The organism is Treponema sp. OMZ 305, from assembly GCF_024181325.1.
Classification (GTDB): domain Bacteria; phylum Spirochaetota; class Spirochaetia; order Treponematales; family Treponemataceae; genus Treponema.
In genome coordinates this window covers 841,682-856,222 of sequence record NZ_CP051300.1, presented here as the reverse complement: position 1 = coordinate 856,222, position 14,541 = coordinate 841,682, and the positions used below count along the sequence as shown (strand labels likewise).

12 protein-coding genes are annotated in these 14,541 nt (G+C 44.9%); 7 read left to right on the top strand and 5 right to left on the bottom strand.

What is annotated here, in order from left to right; translation table 11 throughout:
- Nucleotides 1-73 precede the first annotated feature (73 nt).
- Complete coding sequence (locus tag ABK01_RS03830; RefSeq protein WP_253676299.1) at nt 74-2,167, top strand: methyl-accepting chemotaxis protein; 2,094 nt, start codon at nt 74-76, stop codon at nt 2,165-2,167.
- 138 nt (nt 2,168-2,305) lie between these two features.
- On the opposite strand, the gene ABK01_RS03825 is transcribed toward ABK01_RS03830, so the two are convergent.
- The 4 genes from ABK01_RS03825 to murC are packed head-to-tail and all read right to left on the bottom strand — an operon-like array spanning nt 2,306 to nt 6,047.
- Nucleotides 2,306-3,136, bottom strand: a complete 831-nt coding sequence (locus ABK01_RS03825) for an HhH-GPD family protein (RefSeq protein WP_253676298.1) — start codon at nt 3,134-3,136, stop codon at nt 2,306-2,308.
- Nucleotides 3,133-3,708, bottom strand: coding sequence for a (d)CMP kinase (cmk, locus tag ABK01_RS03820; RefSeq protein WP_253676297.1), 576 nt, complete (start codon nt 3,706-3,708; stop codon nt 3,133-3,135). Before cmk ends, ABK01_RS03825 begins: the two co-directional genes overlap by 4 nt.
- Before the next feature lie 24 nt (nt 3,709-3,732).
- Nucleotides 3,733-4,599 carry a YicC/YloC family endoribonuclease gene (locus ABK01_RS03815; RefSeq protein WP_253676296.1) on the bottom strand — a complete coding sequence of 289 codons (867 nt, stop codon included), beginning with the start codon at nt 4,597-4,599 and terminating at the stop codon, nt 3,733-3,735.
- A complete protein-coding gene (gene murC, locus ABK01_RS03810) occupies nt 4,596-6,047 on the bottom strand; it encodes a UDP-N-acetylmuramate--L-alanine ligase (RefSeq protein WP_253676295.1) in 1,452 nt (483 codons plus the stop codon). Before murC ends, ABK01_RS03815 begins: the two co-directional genes overlap by 4 nt.
- A 217-nt stretch (nt 6,048-6,264) precedes the next feature.
- Here murC and grdC point away from each other — a divergent pair, with 217 nt between their 5' ends.
- From grdC to ABK01_RS03795, 3 genes are all read left to right on the top strand, one after another.
- Entirely contained in the window at nt 6,265-7,815 is a 1,551-nt protein-coding gene (grdC, locus tag ABK01_RS03805) for a glycine/sarcosine/betaine reductase complex component C subunit beta (protein WP_162662519.1), read from the top strand.
- The gene (grdD, locus tag ABK01_RS03800; protein WP_253676294.1) at nt 7,812-8,960 is read left to right on the top strand and encodes a glycine/sarcosine/betaine reductase complex component C subunit alpha; all 1,149 of its coding nucleotides are present in this window, start codon (nt 7,812-7,814) and stop codon (nt 8,958-8,960) included. The genes grdC and grdD overlap by 4 nt, the downstream gene beginning before the upstream one ends.
- Nucleotides 8,961-9,193: 233 nt before the next feature.
- Nucleotides 9,194-9,787, top strand: a complete 594-nt coding sequence (locus tag ABK01_RS03795; protein WP_253676293.1) for a LysE family transporter — start codon at nt 9,194-9,196, stop codon at nt 9,785-9,787.
- A gap of 3 nt (nt 9,788-9,790) precedes the next feature.
- Here the strand turns inward: ABK01_RS03795 and ABK01_RS03790 are convergent, their stop codons facing one another.
- Nucleotides 9,791-10,837: an STAS-like domain-containing protein gene (locus ABK01_RS03790; RefSeq protein ID WP_253676292.1), complete on the bottom strand. Its 1,047-nt coding sequence runs from the start codon at nt 10,835-10,837 to the stop codon at nt 9,791-9,793.
- A gap of 419 nt (nt 10,838-11,256) precedes the next feature.
- Here ABK01_RS03790 and ABK01_RS03785 point away from each other — a divergent pair, with 419 nt between their 5' ends.
- The 3 genes from ABK01_RS03785 to ABK01_RS03775 are packed head-to-tail and all read left to right on the top strand — an operon-like array spanning nt 11,257 to nt 14,395.
- Nucleotides 11,257-12,075: a PilZ domain-containing protein gene (locus ABK01_RS03785; protein ID WP_212566130.1), complete on the top strand. Its 819-nt coding sequence runs from the start codon at nt 11,257-11,259 to the stop codon at nt 12,073-12,075.
- 51 nt (nt 12,076-12,126) lie between these two features.
- Nucleotides 12,127-13,269 carry a tetratricopeptide repeat protein gene (locus tag ABK01_RS03780; RefSeq protein WP_253676291.1) on the top strand — a complete coding sequence of 381 codons (1,143 nt, stop codon included), beginning with the start codon at nt 12,127-12,129 and terminating at the stop codon, nt 13,267-13,269.
- A 22-nt stretch (nt 13,270-13,291) separates the two neighbouring features.
- On the top strand, nt 13,292-14,395 hold the full coding sequence (locus ABK01_RS03775) for a D-alanine--D-alanine ligase family protein (RefSeq protein WP_253676290.1): 1,104 nt from the start codon (nt 13,292-13,294) through the stop codon (nt 14,393-14,395).
- The last annotated feature ends 146 nt before the right edge of the window (nt 14,396-14,541 follow it).

Below are 14,541 nucleotides of genomic sequence, written 5' to 3'. Positions count from 1 at the left end.
TAATAAGTAATTAAGAATTCATAATTAAGAACTATGAATTAGGAATTATGAATTATATAGCAGGAGGCATACAATGAAAAAGCGTTTTTCGATTCGCTACAAACTCATCATCATTTTCGGTTTTCTTATTGTGGCAGCTTTAACGATAGAAAGCGTACTTGCCGTTCATACAGCACGAAAAGCTGTAATAGAAAAAATTGAAGCACATCTGCTGGATAAGGTGCATGATACGGCTGAAATACTGGACGGTAAGGTTGAGCAGTGGTTTCAATTGCTTGAAGGTATTGCCCAGATGCCGACATTGCAAAGTGATGAAGTATCATATTTTGAAAAAGCAGTATTGTTAAAAGACCTCGCCGATAAAGATGACGCTTTTCAGATACTTAATATTGTCACTCAAAACGGAATCGGTTATTTAGCTAACGGGCGAACAAGCGATATTTCTTCAACGGCTTGGTTTAAAGCCTATCGTGGGAAACCTTTAATGTGCGAACCTTTTGTATCTCTTATCAACGGTAAAATAGTTATCATTATCGCTATTCCGATTTATGATGATAATAATCAAGCACGCAATATACTCGCAGCAACAATCGACGGATTTGCGATGTATGATGCCGTAAAAGATATCGTTATCGGACAAACCGGTAATTGTACTATGATAGGAGATACGGGAATAATCATCGCTGATCAAGATACGGAATTGATTGCAAATCAGTTTAATCCAATAGAAGAAGCTACAAAAAATCCGGTCTTTACTTCTCTTGCAGCATTTTTGCAAACAGCGCTTGAAGCAAAAGATTCTGCAATCGGATACTATGAATACAAAAATGTACACAAAATAGCAGCGCACGCTATAATGAAAACGACCGGATGGACAGTGATTGTCAATGCACCTGCAGAAGAATTTATGGGGGATGTCAATACATTGCGCGGTACTATGCTCATTATAGGGCTTATCATTTTACTGGCGGCAATTGTTATTGTATATATTATCGCTCGCGCAATGGTAAAGCCGGTACAGACTGCTGTTAATGCCTTAAAAAATATTGCACAGGGGGAAGGAGATTTAACGGTACGGTTGCCTGTAATCGGTAATGATGAGGTAACTGATCTATCCGAATATTTTAACGAAACAATTGCTAAAATCGGCGCTTCAATACAAGCGGTTGAAACAAATAGTAACGAAATGGAAGAAATCGGCGCAGAGCTTGCTTCCAATATGACGGAAACAGCCAGCGCAGTAAATGAAATCAGCGCTAACATCGACGGGGTTAAGCAGCAGACGATGACCCAAGCAACAAGTGTTACCGAAACGGCGGCTACTATCGAAGAGATTGTCCGCACGATAAAGCAGTTGAATAACAGTATCGAAACACAAGCGACAAGTGTTGCACAATCTTCTTCTTCCGTAGAAGAAATGGTAGCGAATATCGCCTCTATCGGACAGACACTCGGCAAGACCGATGACGTAATTAAAAACTTGACAAGCGCAACCGGAGACGGCAAAGCGACGCTGGTAACATCCAACACCGTCACACAGAAGATTGCAGAAGAGTCAGGCTCGCTGATGGAAGCAAGCAGCGTTATTCAACATATTGCGTCGCAGACAAACTTACTCGCGATGAATGCTGCGATTGAAGCGGCTCACGCCGGTGAGGCAGGCAAGGGCTTTGCCGTCGTTGCGGATGAAATCCGCAAACTTGCCGAAGATTCTGCAATGCAAGGAAAAACCATCACCGCAACGCTGAAAACATTATCCGGTGAAATTGAAACGCTTTCTGCATCTTCAAAAACGGTAGAAGAAAAGTTCAATGCAATTTTCACCCTTGCCGAACAGGTTAAGGAGATGAGCGCCTTACTAACTAAATCGATGAAAGAACAAGAAAACGGCAGTAAAGAAGTATTAACAGCTATCAAAAATATCAACATGGTAACGGTGGAGGTTCAAAGCGGTTCGGAAGAGATGCTGAAAGGTGGCGAGAGCGTTGCACAAGAAATGTGCAAATTAGACAATCTTAGCCGCATTATCACCGACAGTATGAACGAAATGGCCTCCGGTGCAGTGCAAATTAACAATGCGATACAAGAAGTCAATGAGATTACGCAGAAAAATAAACGGAGTATTGAAAGCTTGGCAGAGGAAGTAGGAAAATTTAAAGTCAACTAGACAATATGTTGTACCAACCGGTTTGTAAAAACGAGGATTGAGCGACAAGATGGATAATGATAGCATTACTCGTATGAGGTATTACCAAGCAACACCGAAAACCGTACTTGCCGTTGGTTACAGAAAGCAGACTGCCCCTTACTGCTTAATGGAATAACAGCCGCCTTCTTCTGCCACAAAACCTTCGCGGATGAGTCCTTCAAGCGCTTTATCGAAGAGGAGTTTTTCCGTCTGAGTATTGCCGTACAGCTCTGCATATCCTTGGTTATTGTGCGCCGTAAGAGTTCTGATTACTGCGCCGCGCGCTTGCCGTACCGACCCTTCAAACTTGGACTGTTTGGTATAATGCCTGCTTTTTCTATTCGGATTGACGGTTTTCTTTTTTAATTCCGCGCCGTAGTCCATCAGCGCGTAGTACCAAAGCCGCGGATTTTCTGTATACAGCGACGCTTCGATATGCGGGAATATTTCTTTATCGCTGATATCTGCCCTATCCTTAAAAAAGAAAAAGATAAACACCGCGCGGATATTTGTTTCGATAAATGCGTTAGGTTTATTGTAGGCAAATGTCGAAATCGCGGCAGCTGTGTAGGGACCGATACCCGAAAGCGTTTGAAGCGTTTTAGAAGTGTCGGGAACAACTCCGCCGTATTCGCTTGCAATGGTTTGGGCGCACTGGTGTAAAAAACGCGCACGGCGGTTGTACCCAAGACCTACCCATTGCTCAAGCACCTGCACGAGGGAGGCTGCCGCAAGGTCTTGCACCGTAGGGAACACTTCCAACCAGCGGTTATATTTTTCCACCACTCGTTCGGTCTGCGTTTGCTGCAGCATAAATTCGGACACAAGGATGGAATACGGATCGTTTGTCGTGCGCCACGGAAAAGACCTGCCGTGTGCAGCATAGTAATCTAAAATCGCTTTTTGAAAATCGGTGTAATCGGGATAAGGCGCTTCAAGGATACTCATCTGTCTGCTTTCCGAACAATGAGCGAACGCCGTAAAAGCTCGTCTATGATAAGCCCTACAATGACATCCGGCGTATAATGCTCCGTATCGATCAGCATATCGGCAAAGGCATAATCGGTATTGTCGATATTGTACAATTCTTTGTATCGGCGGGTGTCGTCGCTGTCCCGCATCGCGGTAAACTCTTTGATATGCTCAAGGCTTCCACCCTCCCGTTGAAAAATGCGTCCCGCGCGTACTTCTTCGGAGGCATAAAGATACACTTTTAAATCCGCCTCTTTCAGCATCCAAATCGCAAGGCGGGAACCCAATACGCACGATGATTTCAACGCCTGCTCAACTTGGCGGCTATCGACAATACGGTCAAAGCTGAAATCCGTTTTCGCTTGCTCAATGACTTTTTTTAACGGCATACCCAATTCTTTTGCGAGATTCCTAAAGGTATAATTGATGCATGGAATACCCAACGTGCCGGCCAACAAAGTAGAGACCGTTGTGTTGCCGCAGCCGGAAGCACCTGAAATTGCAATGCGCAGCTCTTTTTTTGCAGGAATGGCGTAGTTGTTTTTCATCAATAGTCTCTCTCTTAGTATCCCTTATTCGATATTGTGAGCCTGCTCGCGGATATTTTCCAGAGCATCCTTAGCGGAGATTACCGCCTGTCCGATTTCCGTCAGCTGATTTTTGGAGCCGATGGTGTTGATCTCCCGATTGATTTCCTGACACAGGAAATCAATCCTCCGTCCGGGAGTTTCGTTTTCTGCAATTTCTTTTTCTAAAGCCGCGATATGCGCTTTTGCCCGTATGATTTCTTCGTTGATTGTATACTTAACGAGCAGCGCCGCGACTTCCTGCATAACGCGCTGTTGATCCGGTTCACGCTCCATAAGGTCGGAAAATTTCTTTTTCAGCATTGCAGAAAAAAGCTCTTCCATTTTAGCGGCGTGCCGTTCAATCTCCGCAACCGAGCCGGAAAGTACGGCAAGCATTTTCCGTATATCGGCAGACAACGCCTTTCCTTCTTCAATCCTGCACGCATTGAATTTTTCAGTCAGCTCATCGAGGAGGGGGATAAGGGCTTTTTGCCAAAGTTCCTCATCAAAACTTTTATCAATCTGCAGCACGCCCTCTTGCCGTAAAATCAACTCGAGTGTGATTTGATTTTCCATTCCAAGCGCATGGGCAATATCGGCGATGGATTTATAGTAAGTCTGTGCAAGCGGTATATTGGGCAGAATAGGCTGCTCGTTGTGCACTTTCTTTAAGCGCAGATAAAAATCGACCTTGCCCCGTATAATCCGCTTGGAAAAATATGTGCGTAAAAACGGTTCAAGCCGGGTCATTGTAGAAGGAACATTGATGTTGAGATCCAAAAATCGGGAGTTATAACTTTTCAGTTCGCAGGAAATATCGGTACCGTTCACAACGCCGTCAAGATAGGCATAACTCGTCATGCTTTTCATACGTGTGCCTTTGCGAGTAAGTCGTTATAAACGGCGCGGCCGAGCTTCCAATTGTCGCCTGCACCGACGGTGATGAATAAATCGTTCGGGCGCAGCTCGTGTTCTACAAAATCCTTTGCATCCATAATCTCTTCAAAATAATGAATTCGTTTGTGCCGCTTTTTCATTTGTTCGTACAAAGTCCTGCCGTTTGTCGAACCGTTGTATTTTTCCCGTGCGGAAGCGTATATCTTATGCAGGATAACCGTATCGGCGTAGGAAAAAGCATTTGCAAATTCCGGAAGCAGCGCTGCGGTGCGCGAATAGGTATGCGACATAAAGTCCGCGATGATGCGCCGTTTGGGATAAAACTCGTGGATGCCCTTGAGCGTTTTATAAATTGCGGTGGGGTGGTGTCCGTAATCGTCCATAAACAGGATGCCGTTTACTTCGCCTAAAATTTCGCTGCGCCGTTTTGCCCCCTTAAATGAAGCAAGACTGTTTCTGATTGCGGTGAGATCGGCGGCGGTAACCTCATTTCGCTCCTGTTTGATAAGCCCGATTACCAGCGCGATTGCGGCAGTTGCATTGAGGACGCTGTGCTCTCCCGGAATACCGATGCGGAATTCTCCGCCGAAGCCGCGCAGAGAAAAGACCGACTGCCCGTTTTTGATACCGAGAGTTTTAATCCCGTAGTCGCCGTGCGCTGTTTTGCCGTAAGGGGTTAAGACAAGATCGGGACGGGAAGAAAACGTGAGCTTTGCTGCCTCCCGCGCTCCTGCATCGTCTGAGCAATAAATCAATTCGTTGAACTGAGGCAGGCGGTCGATGTACTGTAAGAAGGCAGTCAATATGTCTTCGTATTGAGGATAGTAATCTTGATGATCGCTTTCGATGCTGGTAAGTACGATTTTTTGAGGATGAAAAAACAAAAAGTTGCGTTTATATTCGCAGGTTTCGGCGACAAAATACTTTGAACCGTTGATAACCGTGCATCCGCCGCCGAAGTTGGACACGGCGCTCCCCGCCAATACTGAGGCGCTCAAGTTTAAATCCTTTAACAACGTTCCTGCAATACCGGTAGTTGTCGTTTTGCCGTGCACGCCTGCGATACCTGCCGAATAACTGTGTTGAGAAAAAGCGCCCAACGCTTCGGGATAGCTCATACGCGGGATATTTTTTTCCACAGCGGCATATAGCTCAGGGTTTTTGTCAGGCGTGTACGCCGTTGAATATATGATAAGCTTGGTGGAAGCGGGAATGTTTGAAGGCGCAAAAGGAGTGCTGACCGGTATGTTCAGCTTACGCAGCAACGCATCGGTATAAAATTCATCGCTGACATCGCTGCCGGTTAGCTTTGCGCCCCGCGAAACAAGCAGCTCCGCTAAGGCCGCCATGCCGGTTCCTTTAATACCGATCATGTGTATATGATAACCGGAGAGATTTTCCGGCAAACGGGTTGTAATCATAGGCGCTATAGTAAATCAAAATTGCATTTTAAACAAGAATATAAATTGCAAGAGGTATTGACCAAAAGCGCCGTGTAACAGTTTTCTTAAATGCTTGACAAGAGCATTTTCAACGTGTAGGCTATAAAACAAAGTTGGTGTTACTATTCTAAAGGAAGATACCGTTTATCGATACAAGACGGAGCTTCCCTCAAAATTTTATCAATAAGGATGTATTATGAAAAACGCAGTGATTAAAGGGGCAAGTTACACATTGGCATACAGCCCCGATCTGTTAAAACGGAACGGTTCAACTCAGACCGCAGCGATTGCGAAAGATCCTGCCGATCCCTATATTGCCGCAATCCCGTCTCATTTAAGAACCTTTGAGCAAGCTGTTCAATATCCGCCCAATCAGGTATATATCGGAAACAAAAAACCTGAAGATTTGCCCGGTATCCCCGAGCCGTGGTTTAAGTGCACCGAAAAAGCCGACCGCTTTGGGCCGTTCGGTGAAATTGCAACGCAAAAAGAACTCTATATTTTGATGAAGTACGCCGACGTTTTTGAACTGGTATACTTAACCGAAGAATTTACTGCCGAAGCGGCAACGATTATTCAAAATCATCCGTTAATGAAGGATAAGGCGATTACGTTGGGAGAAGCCCATTCCAAGGCCGATATCGAAAAGTTGGTGCAATCGCACACGGCGGAAGGTTTATACGACAATGACGTGCTGGTCGGCTGTGTCAAACAAGCGCATGACACCGACCCGAACTTGAGCGCTCATACGATGCTCGAAAACCTTGTTACCAAGGGAACCGGCATCTTAACCGCATGGCACCTCGCGGAGCTTGAAGGCATCAATGCGGCGGACATCGATTATATTATCGAGTGTTCCGAGGAAGCTGCGGGCGATGTAAACCAGCGCGGAGGCGGCAACATCGCAAAATCCGTCGGCGAAAAAGCGGGATGCGTTCATGCAACCGGCTGTGATATCCGCGGTTTCTGTGCAGCGCCGGTACACGCATTGGCAAATGCCGCTGCGCTCGTGCGGTCGGGTATCTTTAAGACCGTGATGGTTGTCGCCGGCGGTTCCGTACCTAAGCTCGGTATGAACGGTAAAGATCATGTTAAAAAAGAGATGCCGCTCCTTGAGGATATGGTAGGCGGTTTCGCCGTTTTAATTACTGAAGACGACGGTGTAAACCCCATTATCAATACCGATGTTATCGGCAAACATACGATTTCTTCCGGTTCTTCTCCGCAGGCGGTTATGACAGCGCTTATCTACGATCCGCTGAACGCCGCAGGGATGAAGATTACCGATGTCGAAAAATTTGCTGCGGAGTTGCAGAATCATGAAATTACCGCTCCTGCAGGCGCCGGTAATGTGCCGGAAGCGAACACAAAGATGATAGCGGCGCTTGCGGTTATGAAAGGCCAGCTTGAACGAGCCAAAATCGCGGAATTTGTAAAGCAATACGGTGTGGAAGGGTTTGCACCTACGCAGGGACATATTCCCTCCGGCGTTCCTTTTATCGGCCATGCACGGCGGGATATGCTTGCAGGTAAATTGCGCCGCGCAATGATTATCGGAAAAGGCAGCTTGTTCCTCGGCCGTTTGACCAACCTCTTTGACGGTTTAAGCCTTTTAATTGAGGCGAACAACGGTAAGGGAAGTTCCGGTGCTGCGGGCGGCGCCGGTGAAGCGGAAATTAAGAAGATTGTAGCCGATGCTATGCGCGATGTCGCTGCCCGTATCTTAGCGGAGGACGGCGCAAAATGAGCAGTACAAAACAACAACTGGCCGATGCCTTCAGTCTGATGGCGAAGGGACTGGAAACCGGCGCCTTTGCGGAAGCCTTTCCGGTCGGCTTAACCGTCCCCGGCAGCGAGCACGGAGAAGCGGAGCTTATCCGCGCGGCAAAACTGGCAGCCCATGCCAATCCCGGATTGGATATTGTGCTGATCGGCGGCCCGAAAACCGAAGGGTTCCGCTGGTATGAAGCGCCGACGCTGGAAGACGCGCATCATAAAATGGAAGAATTGTTTAAAACGGGCGAAATAAAAGCCGCTGTAACAATGCACTATACTTTCCCGCTCGGCGTTACGACAATCGGAAAGGTAGTAACGCCCGGCTTCGGTAAAGAGATGTTTATTGCGTCCACTACCGGCGCTTCCGATGCAGACCGGTATAAGGCAATGCTGTTAAACACCTTTGCCGGAATTGCCGTTGCAAAAGCAAACGGTGTTGAAAACCCGACGGTCGGGCTTTTAAACATCGACGGCGTTGCGACGATTGAAAAAGCGCTGTTAAAGCTGAAAAAAGCGGGCTATTCGATACGCTTCACCGAATCGCACCGCGCCGACGGCGGGGTACGCATGCGCGGAAACGATTTGCTGCAAGGGACGCCCGATGTGATGGTCTGTGATACCTTAACCGGCAATGTGCTGATGAAGCTTTTCAGCTCCTTCTTAACAGGCGGTAGCTACGAAGCCTCCGGTTCCGGTTACGGTCCCTGCGCCGGTAAGGATATGACCGATGTTGTCGCGATTGTTTCCCGCGCATCGGGCGCTCCGGTTATCGCCGCAGCCTTGGCGTATTCCGCGCGCAGCGCGCAGGCAAACTTGCAAGCGCTGTGCCGTGCCGAGGTGCAAGCCGCCGAAAAATCGGGGCTGCAAGCCATACTCGACTCGTTCGGCGCCGCAAAAGAGGCAAGCGCGGAGACAGTCGCGGTGCCGCCTAAGAAGGTCGTTACGGAAGAAATCCACGGCATCGACGTTATCGACATAGAAAATGCCTGCAAGACGCTCTGGAAAGAGAACATCTATGCGGAAGCGGGCATGGGCTGTACCGGCCCCGTTATCCTGCTTGCCGGAGAAGACGCTGAAAAAGCGCGTAAGATTTTAACCGCAGCGAACTATATCTAAAAAGAATTACTGTAGGAGACCTCTAAAAACTGCAAGCTTCCCTGTTTGTTCTGTCAGGGAATTCATTTCCTTGTCTGCTGCGGCCTGCAAAGCAAGTTTTTAGAGGTTCCCATCTATATTATTATAGAGAGAAGCTATCTGATATGCTTCGTAGAATGAACAGTTTTAACGTATAGTGCACAAAAATACTTTATAAACGGACAACATAACACTGCATACGACAGGGGATGCCCATGAACTACATTGCTTTTTTCAGTTTTGTATTTTTTACATCGATTACTCCGGGGCCGAATAATATTTCAGCAATGATGTATTCGAGTAAATACGGATTTCGTAAAGGAGTTCTCTTTGTTTTCGGCTGTTTGATCGGCTTTCTATGTCTCATGTTATGTTGCGCTGTTTTTTCTTCTATTCTCTATGAAACAATTCCTGCAATTAAACCCTTCTTCTTAACGGGGGGAGCGCTGTATATGATCTATCTTGCATGGATTGTATGGAAAAATAAACCGCATAGCGGAAAAACGCCGATGAAGAGTACGCATATCGTATTACATGGGGCATTGCAGCAGTTTATCAATATTAAAGTTATTATCTATGCTATCACTGTATGGACTACCTTTATTTTACCGCATTATAACACATTGAGTGCGCTTATCGGATGGTATATCTTTCTATCATGCTTCGGTCCAATATGCGCCTTCTGTTGGGTGATAGTAGGTACATCATTCGACAAACTTTTGGGTAAGTACGGCATCGTAGTCAACGCCGTTATGGCGCTCGGCTTATTATATTGTGCCGCAGCCATGGCGTTCGATATATTTCGGTAAGGATTAGCTATTGTATATATTTTGAAAATAATCAGCGGATATATATGCAATCATACGCTGTACGGTGGGAGAACAATTTACCGGTTGTAAATGAACATTGGGATGCATGTTTCTAGACACTCTAAAAACTTCATCGGCAAATGCTTGACCTATTTCTGTTACCCCTTGAAAATCCAAAACGACTTCTAAAAATTTATCAAATCGTGTAATAAGCCTTTTTGCCTGTGAACGGGACAGTAATAGTTCGCCTTCATATTCCATAAGTTTTACCGGTATACGGGTTTTATAAAAACCGGGCTGTTTATCAGGGTCTGCATACTCATTAAAAACATCCGAAATATTTAAATGTGAGTTTTTTGCTATTACCATCGAAACCGCAGTACCCGATACGGAATCATGATTTTCAAGCAGCCAGTCATTTTCATGATGACCACTAAAAAATAATTCGCCGGATAAGATCATAAACTTATCACATAGACGGGAACTAAAAAAAATACCTTCACCGCTGTGTCTTTCAGGATCCGATGTAAATTTTCCCTTTGCAAGTTCCAAAATAGAATATTTCGGATCTTCAAGACCGAGGGCTTTTTGAATTTTATTAAAGATACCGACTCCGTTATCACGAATCAAGATTTCAATATTTAAAGCGTTTAAGTCTACTTGAACATTCATTATCTCTGCATTTGAATGATCAATAACATTGTTCACCATTTCGGTAAAGCAATATTGAACAATCCGTTGAACGTTTTCTTGTACATCGGATAAAAGAGGCAAAATATCCTTTCGTAAAATTATATCTTCTTCGAGCTTATCTTTAAGTTTATATGTAAAAGAATATTTCTTTGTAACCAAAGAATAATCAGGGTATCGGCCTTTTCTGTTCATTTCAATAATATTTTCTAAAATAAGCTGATTTAAAAACTTTGCTACTGTTGGTTTTGATATACCGAAATGATTCATAGTAAAAGTAACAATATCGTTTTTATGAGAAGGTAGTTGCTCTATTATAAAAGTTTGTATAGCTTTTTCTATCTCTTTAGTAAACTTCATATTCAATATTCACCTCTAATAGCAAATATAAATCGTTTTTTAATAAATGTAAACTATTGACATACCCAAAAAAGTACGCCTACTCATTTCACCCTGATCCTATAATCACAGGCTAATTCGGTAAGCAACGCAGCTCAGCCGTTGTGCCTCATTCCTACGATATAGGTTCACTTTACTCGCTTTTGACGGTAGCGGTTATCTTCCTTCTGTGCGAAATTTTTTCAGAAACAGGATAAACGCATCAGACAGCTAAAAACATATCGCAAAATAAGCGGCTGGAGCAGCATTTGAACCGCACAGCGGTGAAATTCTGCTGATACAGCCGCTTATTTTGCGGGGTAATACACCAAACTGTCTGATGAGTTTACCCTGTTGAAGCTCGCTTGACCTTTTAATAAAATAAACTTATTATTACTGCTATGGGTTTCCTGACGAGTCAACAGGTTAATAGGTATTACGATTTTTTCCAAAAAGCGGAAATAACTTTTACAAAAGAAGTTATTCAAGCAATGAATCTTAATGCGCAGCAATCATCAATACGCTGTGTTGGCGCCGAAGGAGGACCGTGGCCGTGCGTCATCAACTCTTCTTCGATGATAGGAGCAAAGGTAATCGTACCGCAGCATTGCGGAATATATGAAAAAATATGCGAAGGTTCTACGGCGGTTTCTCTGTGGTTTTCCTTTTCTCAAACAAATGGGAAAAGTGATCTTTCGTTCTTTGTTTCAGGGAAAGTGGTAAGCTGCACACCATATACGGTAACCCCCGATTTACTCCTGCTTAATATCGAATATACACAACGCGCTCCCGACGACTTAATTGAAAAGCTGGGGCTCCTTGTCGATGCAAAAGCAAATACAACTAAGCGCGGAGATGAACGTATCGAGTTAAACGCGGAGGCGATGCGGAAACTGTCGCTGACAAAAAAAGAAACAATTGTTTACATCGAAAACATTCCTAGGCGTTGCATCGTGCGGGATATTTCGTTTTCCGGCGCAAAGTTTATTATGGCAGGGATTGCTCCGTTTCTGCTCAATAAAGACTGTGTGCTGAAGTTCGACTTTGATGATCCTACCGTCATTGTCGGATTGCGCGGTAAAATTATCAGAGCAGAGTTGGTAGAAAAGCGGAAAGACCTGATTGCAGTTGCGATGACGTATACCCCCTCGACGGTGCCGCTTGCTTATAAAATACGATTAACTCAATACTTTAACCAACAACGTAAAACCTATCTCTAATGAGGTTTATCAGTACAAACAAATCGTCGTAACCCAATAGGATCAATACAAATGGAAAACTCCGATAAGCAACTCATTTATATCAAAGTGCCTGATGAATATGCTTTAGCGGCAAAAATTCCCGGCTTTGATTCATCGATACCGCTTCCGCTCCTTCTAACGGATGAAGAGGAAAAGTTTACGGCGGGAAGTATTTCCGAAGAGATGATTTTAGCCGGTATGCTGAATGTATTTGCATACGAAAGGGATAATCAGCACATTGCATACTATCGGGATATTTTTAAGGAATTACGTCCGAATATCCTCGAAGAAATGACCAATGCTGCAATTCTAAAGATAAAAAATGCCGATTTTGACTTAGCTGAACAGCTGTTGTTTGCACTTGAAGGTCTATTCCCCGAACACATGCAGACAAAATTGAACGTTGCCCTACTGATGGATGAACGCTCCCGTTTCTACGAACAAGCGGGTGCAGAGGATTATGCCGAATACTATACCGATAAGGCTTTTCAAGCATATAAAGAAGTGTTGGCTGCCGAACCGCCGTTACCTGACGCCTTTTTTAATGCAGGCTTTTTCTTTATCCGTCAGAAAAACTTTCCCAAGGCAAAAAGCGTATTGGAAACGTACCTGCATATTGAAACGGCGCAGGATGAATTAACGGCACATCGCAAAAAAAAGGCTTCCGAACTCATTGAATGGATAGAAACACAAGCGCTTGACGATGAGCTTTTTAAGGGAGCTTTTGATTTTATACAGATGGGAGAAGAAGAAAAGGCGCTGGAAAAAATACGGGAGTTTTTAGAGCATCACCCTAAGGTATGGAATGCGTGGTTTTTGCTCGGCTGGGCGCTGCGCCGTCAAGAGCGATGGAAGGACGCTTCGGAAGCATTCCTTCATTGTCTGGAGCTTGGGAAAAAGACTCCAAAGGAACTGGCTGTTGCCTATTGCGATATTTGCAACGAGCTTGCCATCTGTTTAATGGAGCTTGATCAATTTGACGAAAGCCGCCGTTGGCTGATGAGCGCACTTGAGCAAGAGCCGGAGAATATCAAGATTATTTCAAATTTAGGGACTATATCGCTAAAAGAAGGAAAGACGGAAGAGGCCAAAGCCTTTTTTAGAACAGTTCTTGATATTTATCCCGAAGATACGCTCGCCGTTGAAATCTTAAAAAAATTGGAAAATACATAAAGGATACAATACGGAGTATACTATGAATATAGCTATTATTTATGGCGGAAGATCGGGTGAGCATGAGGTGTCGCTTGTTTCCGCTTCTTTTGTTGTCCGTGCTATCGACAACGAACATACCGTACATTTAATCGGTATTACCAAAAACGGTGAATGGTATTTGCAGCCTGACTCACTTTTAGAACGTATTCGTAAGGATACGTCCGCAGTCTTAACGATAGAGCGCAATAAGGCAGCACGTGTTGCCGTTATCCCGGGCGGAGGCACTACATCCGGCTTATCAGTAAACGGCAAACCGATTGCTACGGATGTTGTTTTTCCGGTATTACACGGCAGTTTTGGAGAGGACGGCACCATTCAAGGTTTATTTGAAATGGCTGACCTTCCATATATCGGCGGCGGCGTGCTTGCAAGTAGCGCTGCGATGGACAAAGAAAAGACAAAGATAATCTGGCAGCATGAGCAGTTGCCGATTGTTCCATTCTTATGTGTAAGAAAATTCCAATGGGATAACCCGAAAGAACGCGAAAGTTTTATCACTCAGGCAGAAAAAGAATTGGAATACCCGCTGTTTGTCAAACCATGTAGGGTAGGTAGTTCCGTCGGCGCCGGTAAAGCAGCCAACCGCACCGAGCTGCTGCAAAAGATGCAGGAAGCATTTCTCTGGGACAGCAAGGTACTGATCGAAGCCTGTATTGCCGCGCGCGAAATCGAATGTTCCGTAACCGGCAATGATGAATGTGTGGTCTATACGCCGGGAGAAATTATCCCCTCGCATGAATTTTACGATTATGATGCAAAGTATATTGATCCCAACGGAGCGCAGCTGAAAATCCCTGCCGACATCGACGACGAACAGCGCCGTGAAATCCGCAGTATTGCAGGCAAAGCCTACCGAGCGCTTGATTTAAGCGGCTTAGCGCGGGTCGATTTTTTTATCGACAAAAAAACAAAGAAAATTTATTTGAACGAGGTAAACACCATCCCGGGCTTTACCGCCATTTCGATGTTCCCCAAGATGTGTGAAGCATCAGGCATGCCATATCGGGAACTCATCATGCATTTATTTGATCTTGCCATTGAACGATTTACTTCTTCGCGACAAATTAGGACGGATTGGAAGTAATCGCGAACGTATCCACGTTTCAAAAGGCATATAATAAACCGCGATAGAGAAGCCGCGTAAAACAGCCGACGGCTTCTCTTTAGTAAAATTGCCGGACATCTCTAAAAACTTAGGGAAGTGCTGATTAAAGCGAGAAGCGCATTTAA

Excerpts from the sequence above, each read along its gene's own strand:
- ABK01_RS03795 (WP_253676293.1), top strand. The coding sequence starts at position 9,194 with ATGAACTACATTGCTTTTTTCAGTTTTGTATTTTTTACATCGATTACT.
- ABK01_RS03825 (WP_253676298.1), bottom strand. The coding sequence starts at position 3,136 with ATGAGTATCCTTGAAGCGCCTTATCCCGATTACACCGATTTTCAAAAA.
- ABK01_RS03775 (WP_253676290.1), top strand. The coding sequence starts at position 13,292 with ATGAATATAGCTATTATTTATGGCGGAAGATCGGGTGAGCATGAGGTG.
- grdC (WP_162662519.1), top strand. The coding sequence starts at position 6,265 with ATGAAAAACGCAGTGATTAAAGGGGCAAGTTACACATTGGCATACAGC.
- murC (WP_253676295.1), bottom strand. The coding sequence starts at position 6,047 with ATGATTACAACCCGTTTGCCGGAAAATCTCTCCGGTTATCATATACAC.
- ABK01_RS03780 (WP_253676291.1), top strand. The coding sequence starts at position 12,127 with ATGGAAAACTCCGATAAGCAACTCATTTATATCAAAGTGCCTGATGAA.
- ABK01_RS03815 (WP_253676296.1), bottom strand. The coding sequence starts at position 4,599 with ATGAAAAGCATGACGAGTTATGCCTATCTTGACGGCGTTGTGAACGGT.
- cmk (WP_253676297.1), bottom strand. The coding sequence starts at position 3,708 with ATGAAAAACAACTACGCCATTCCTGCAAAAAAAGAGCTGCGCATTGCA.
- ABK01_RS03785 (WP_212566130.1), top strand. The coding sequence starts at position 11,257 with ATGGGTTTCCTGACGAGTCAACAGGTTAATAGGTATTACGATTTTTTC.
- grdD (WP_253676294.1), top strand. The coding sequence starts at position 7,812 with ATGAGCAGTACAAAACAACAACTGGCCGATGCCTTCAGTCTGATGGCG.
- ABK01_RS03830 (WP_253676299.1), top strand. The coding sequence starts at position 74 with ATGAAAAAGCGTTTTTCGATTCGCTACAAACTCATCATCATTTTCGGT.
- ABK01_RS03790 (WP_253676292.1), bottom strand. The coding sequence starts at position 10,837 with ATGAAGTTTACTAAAGAGATAGAAAAAGCTATACAAACTTTTATAATA.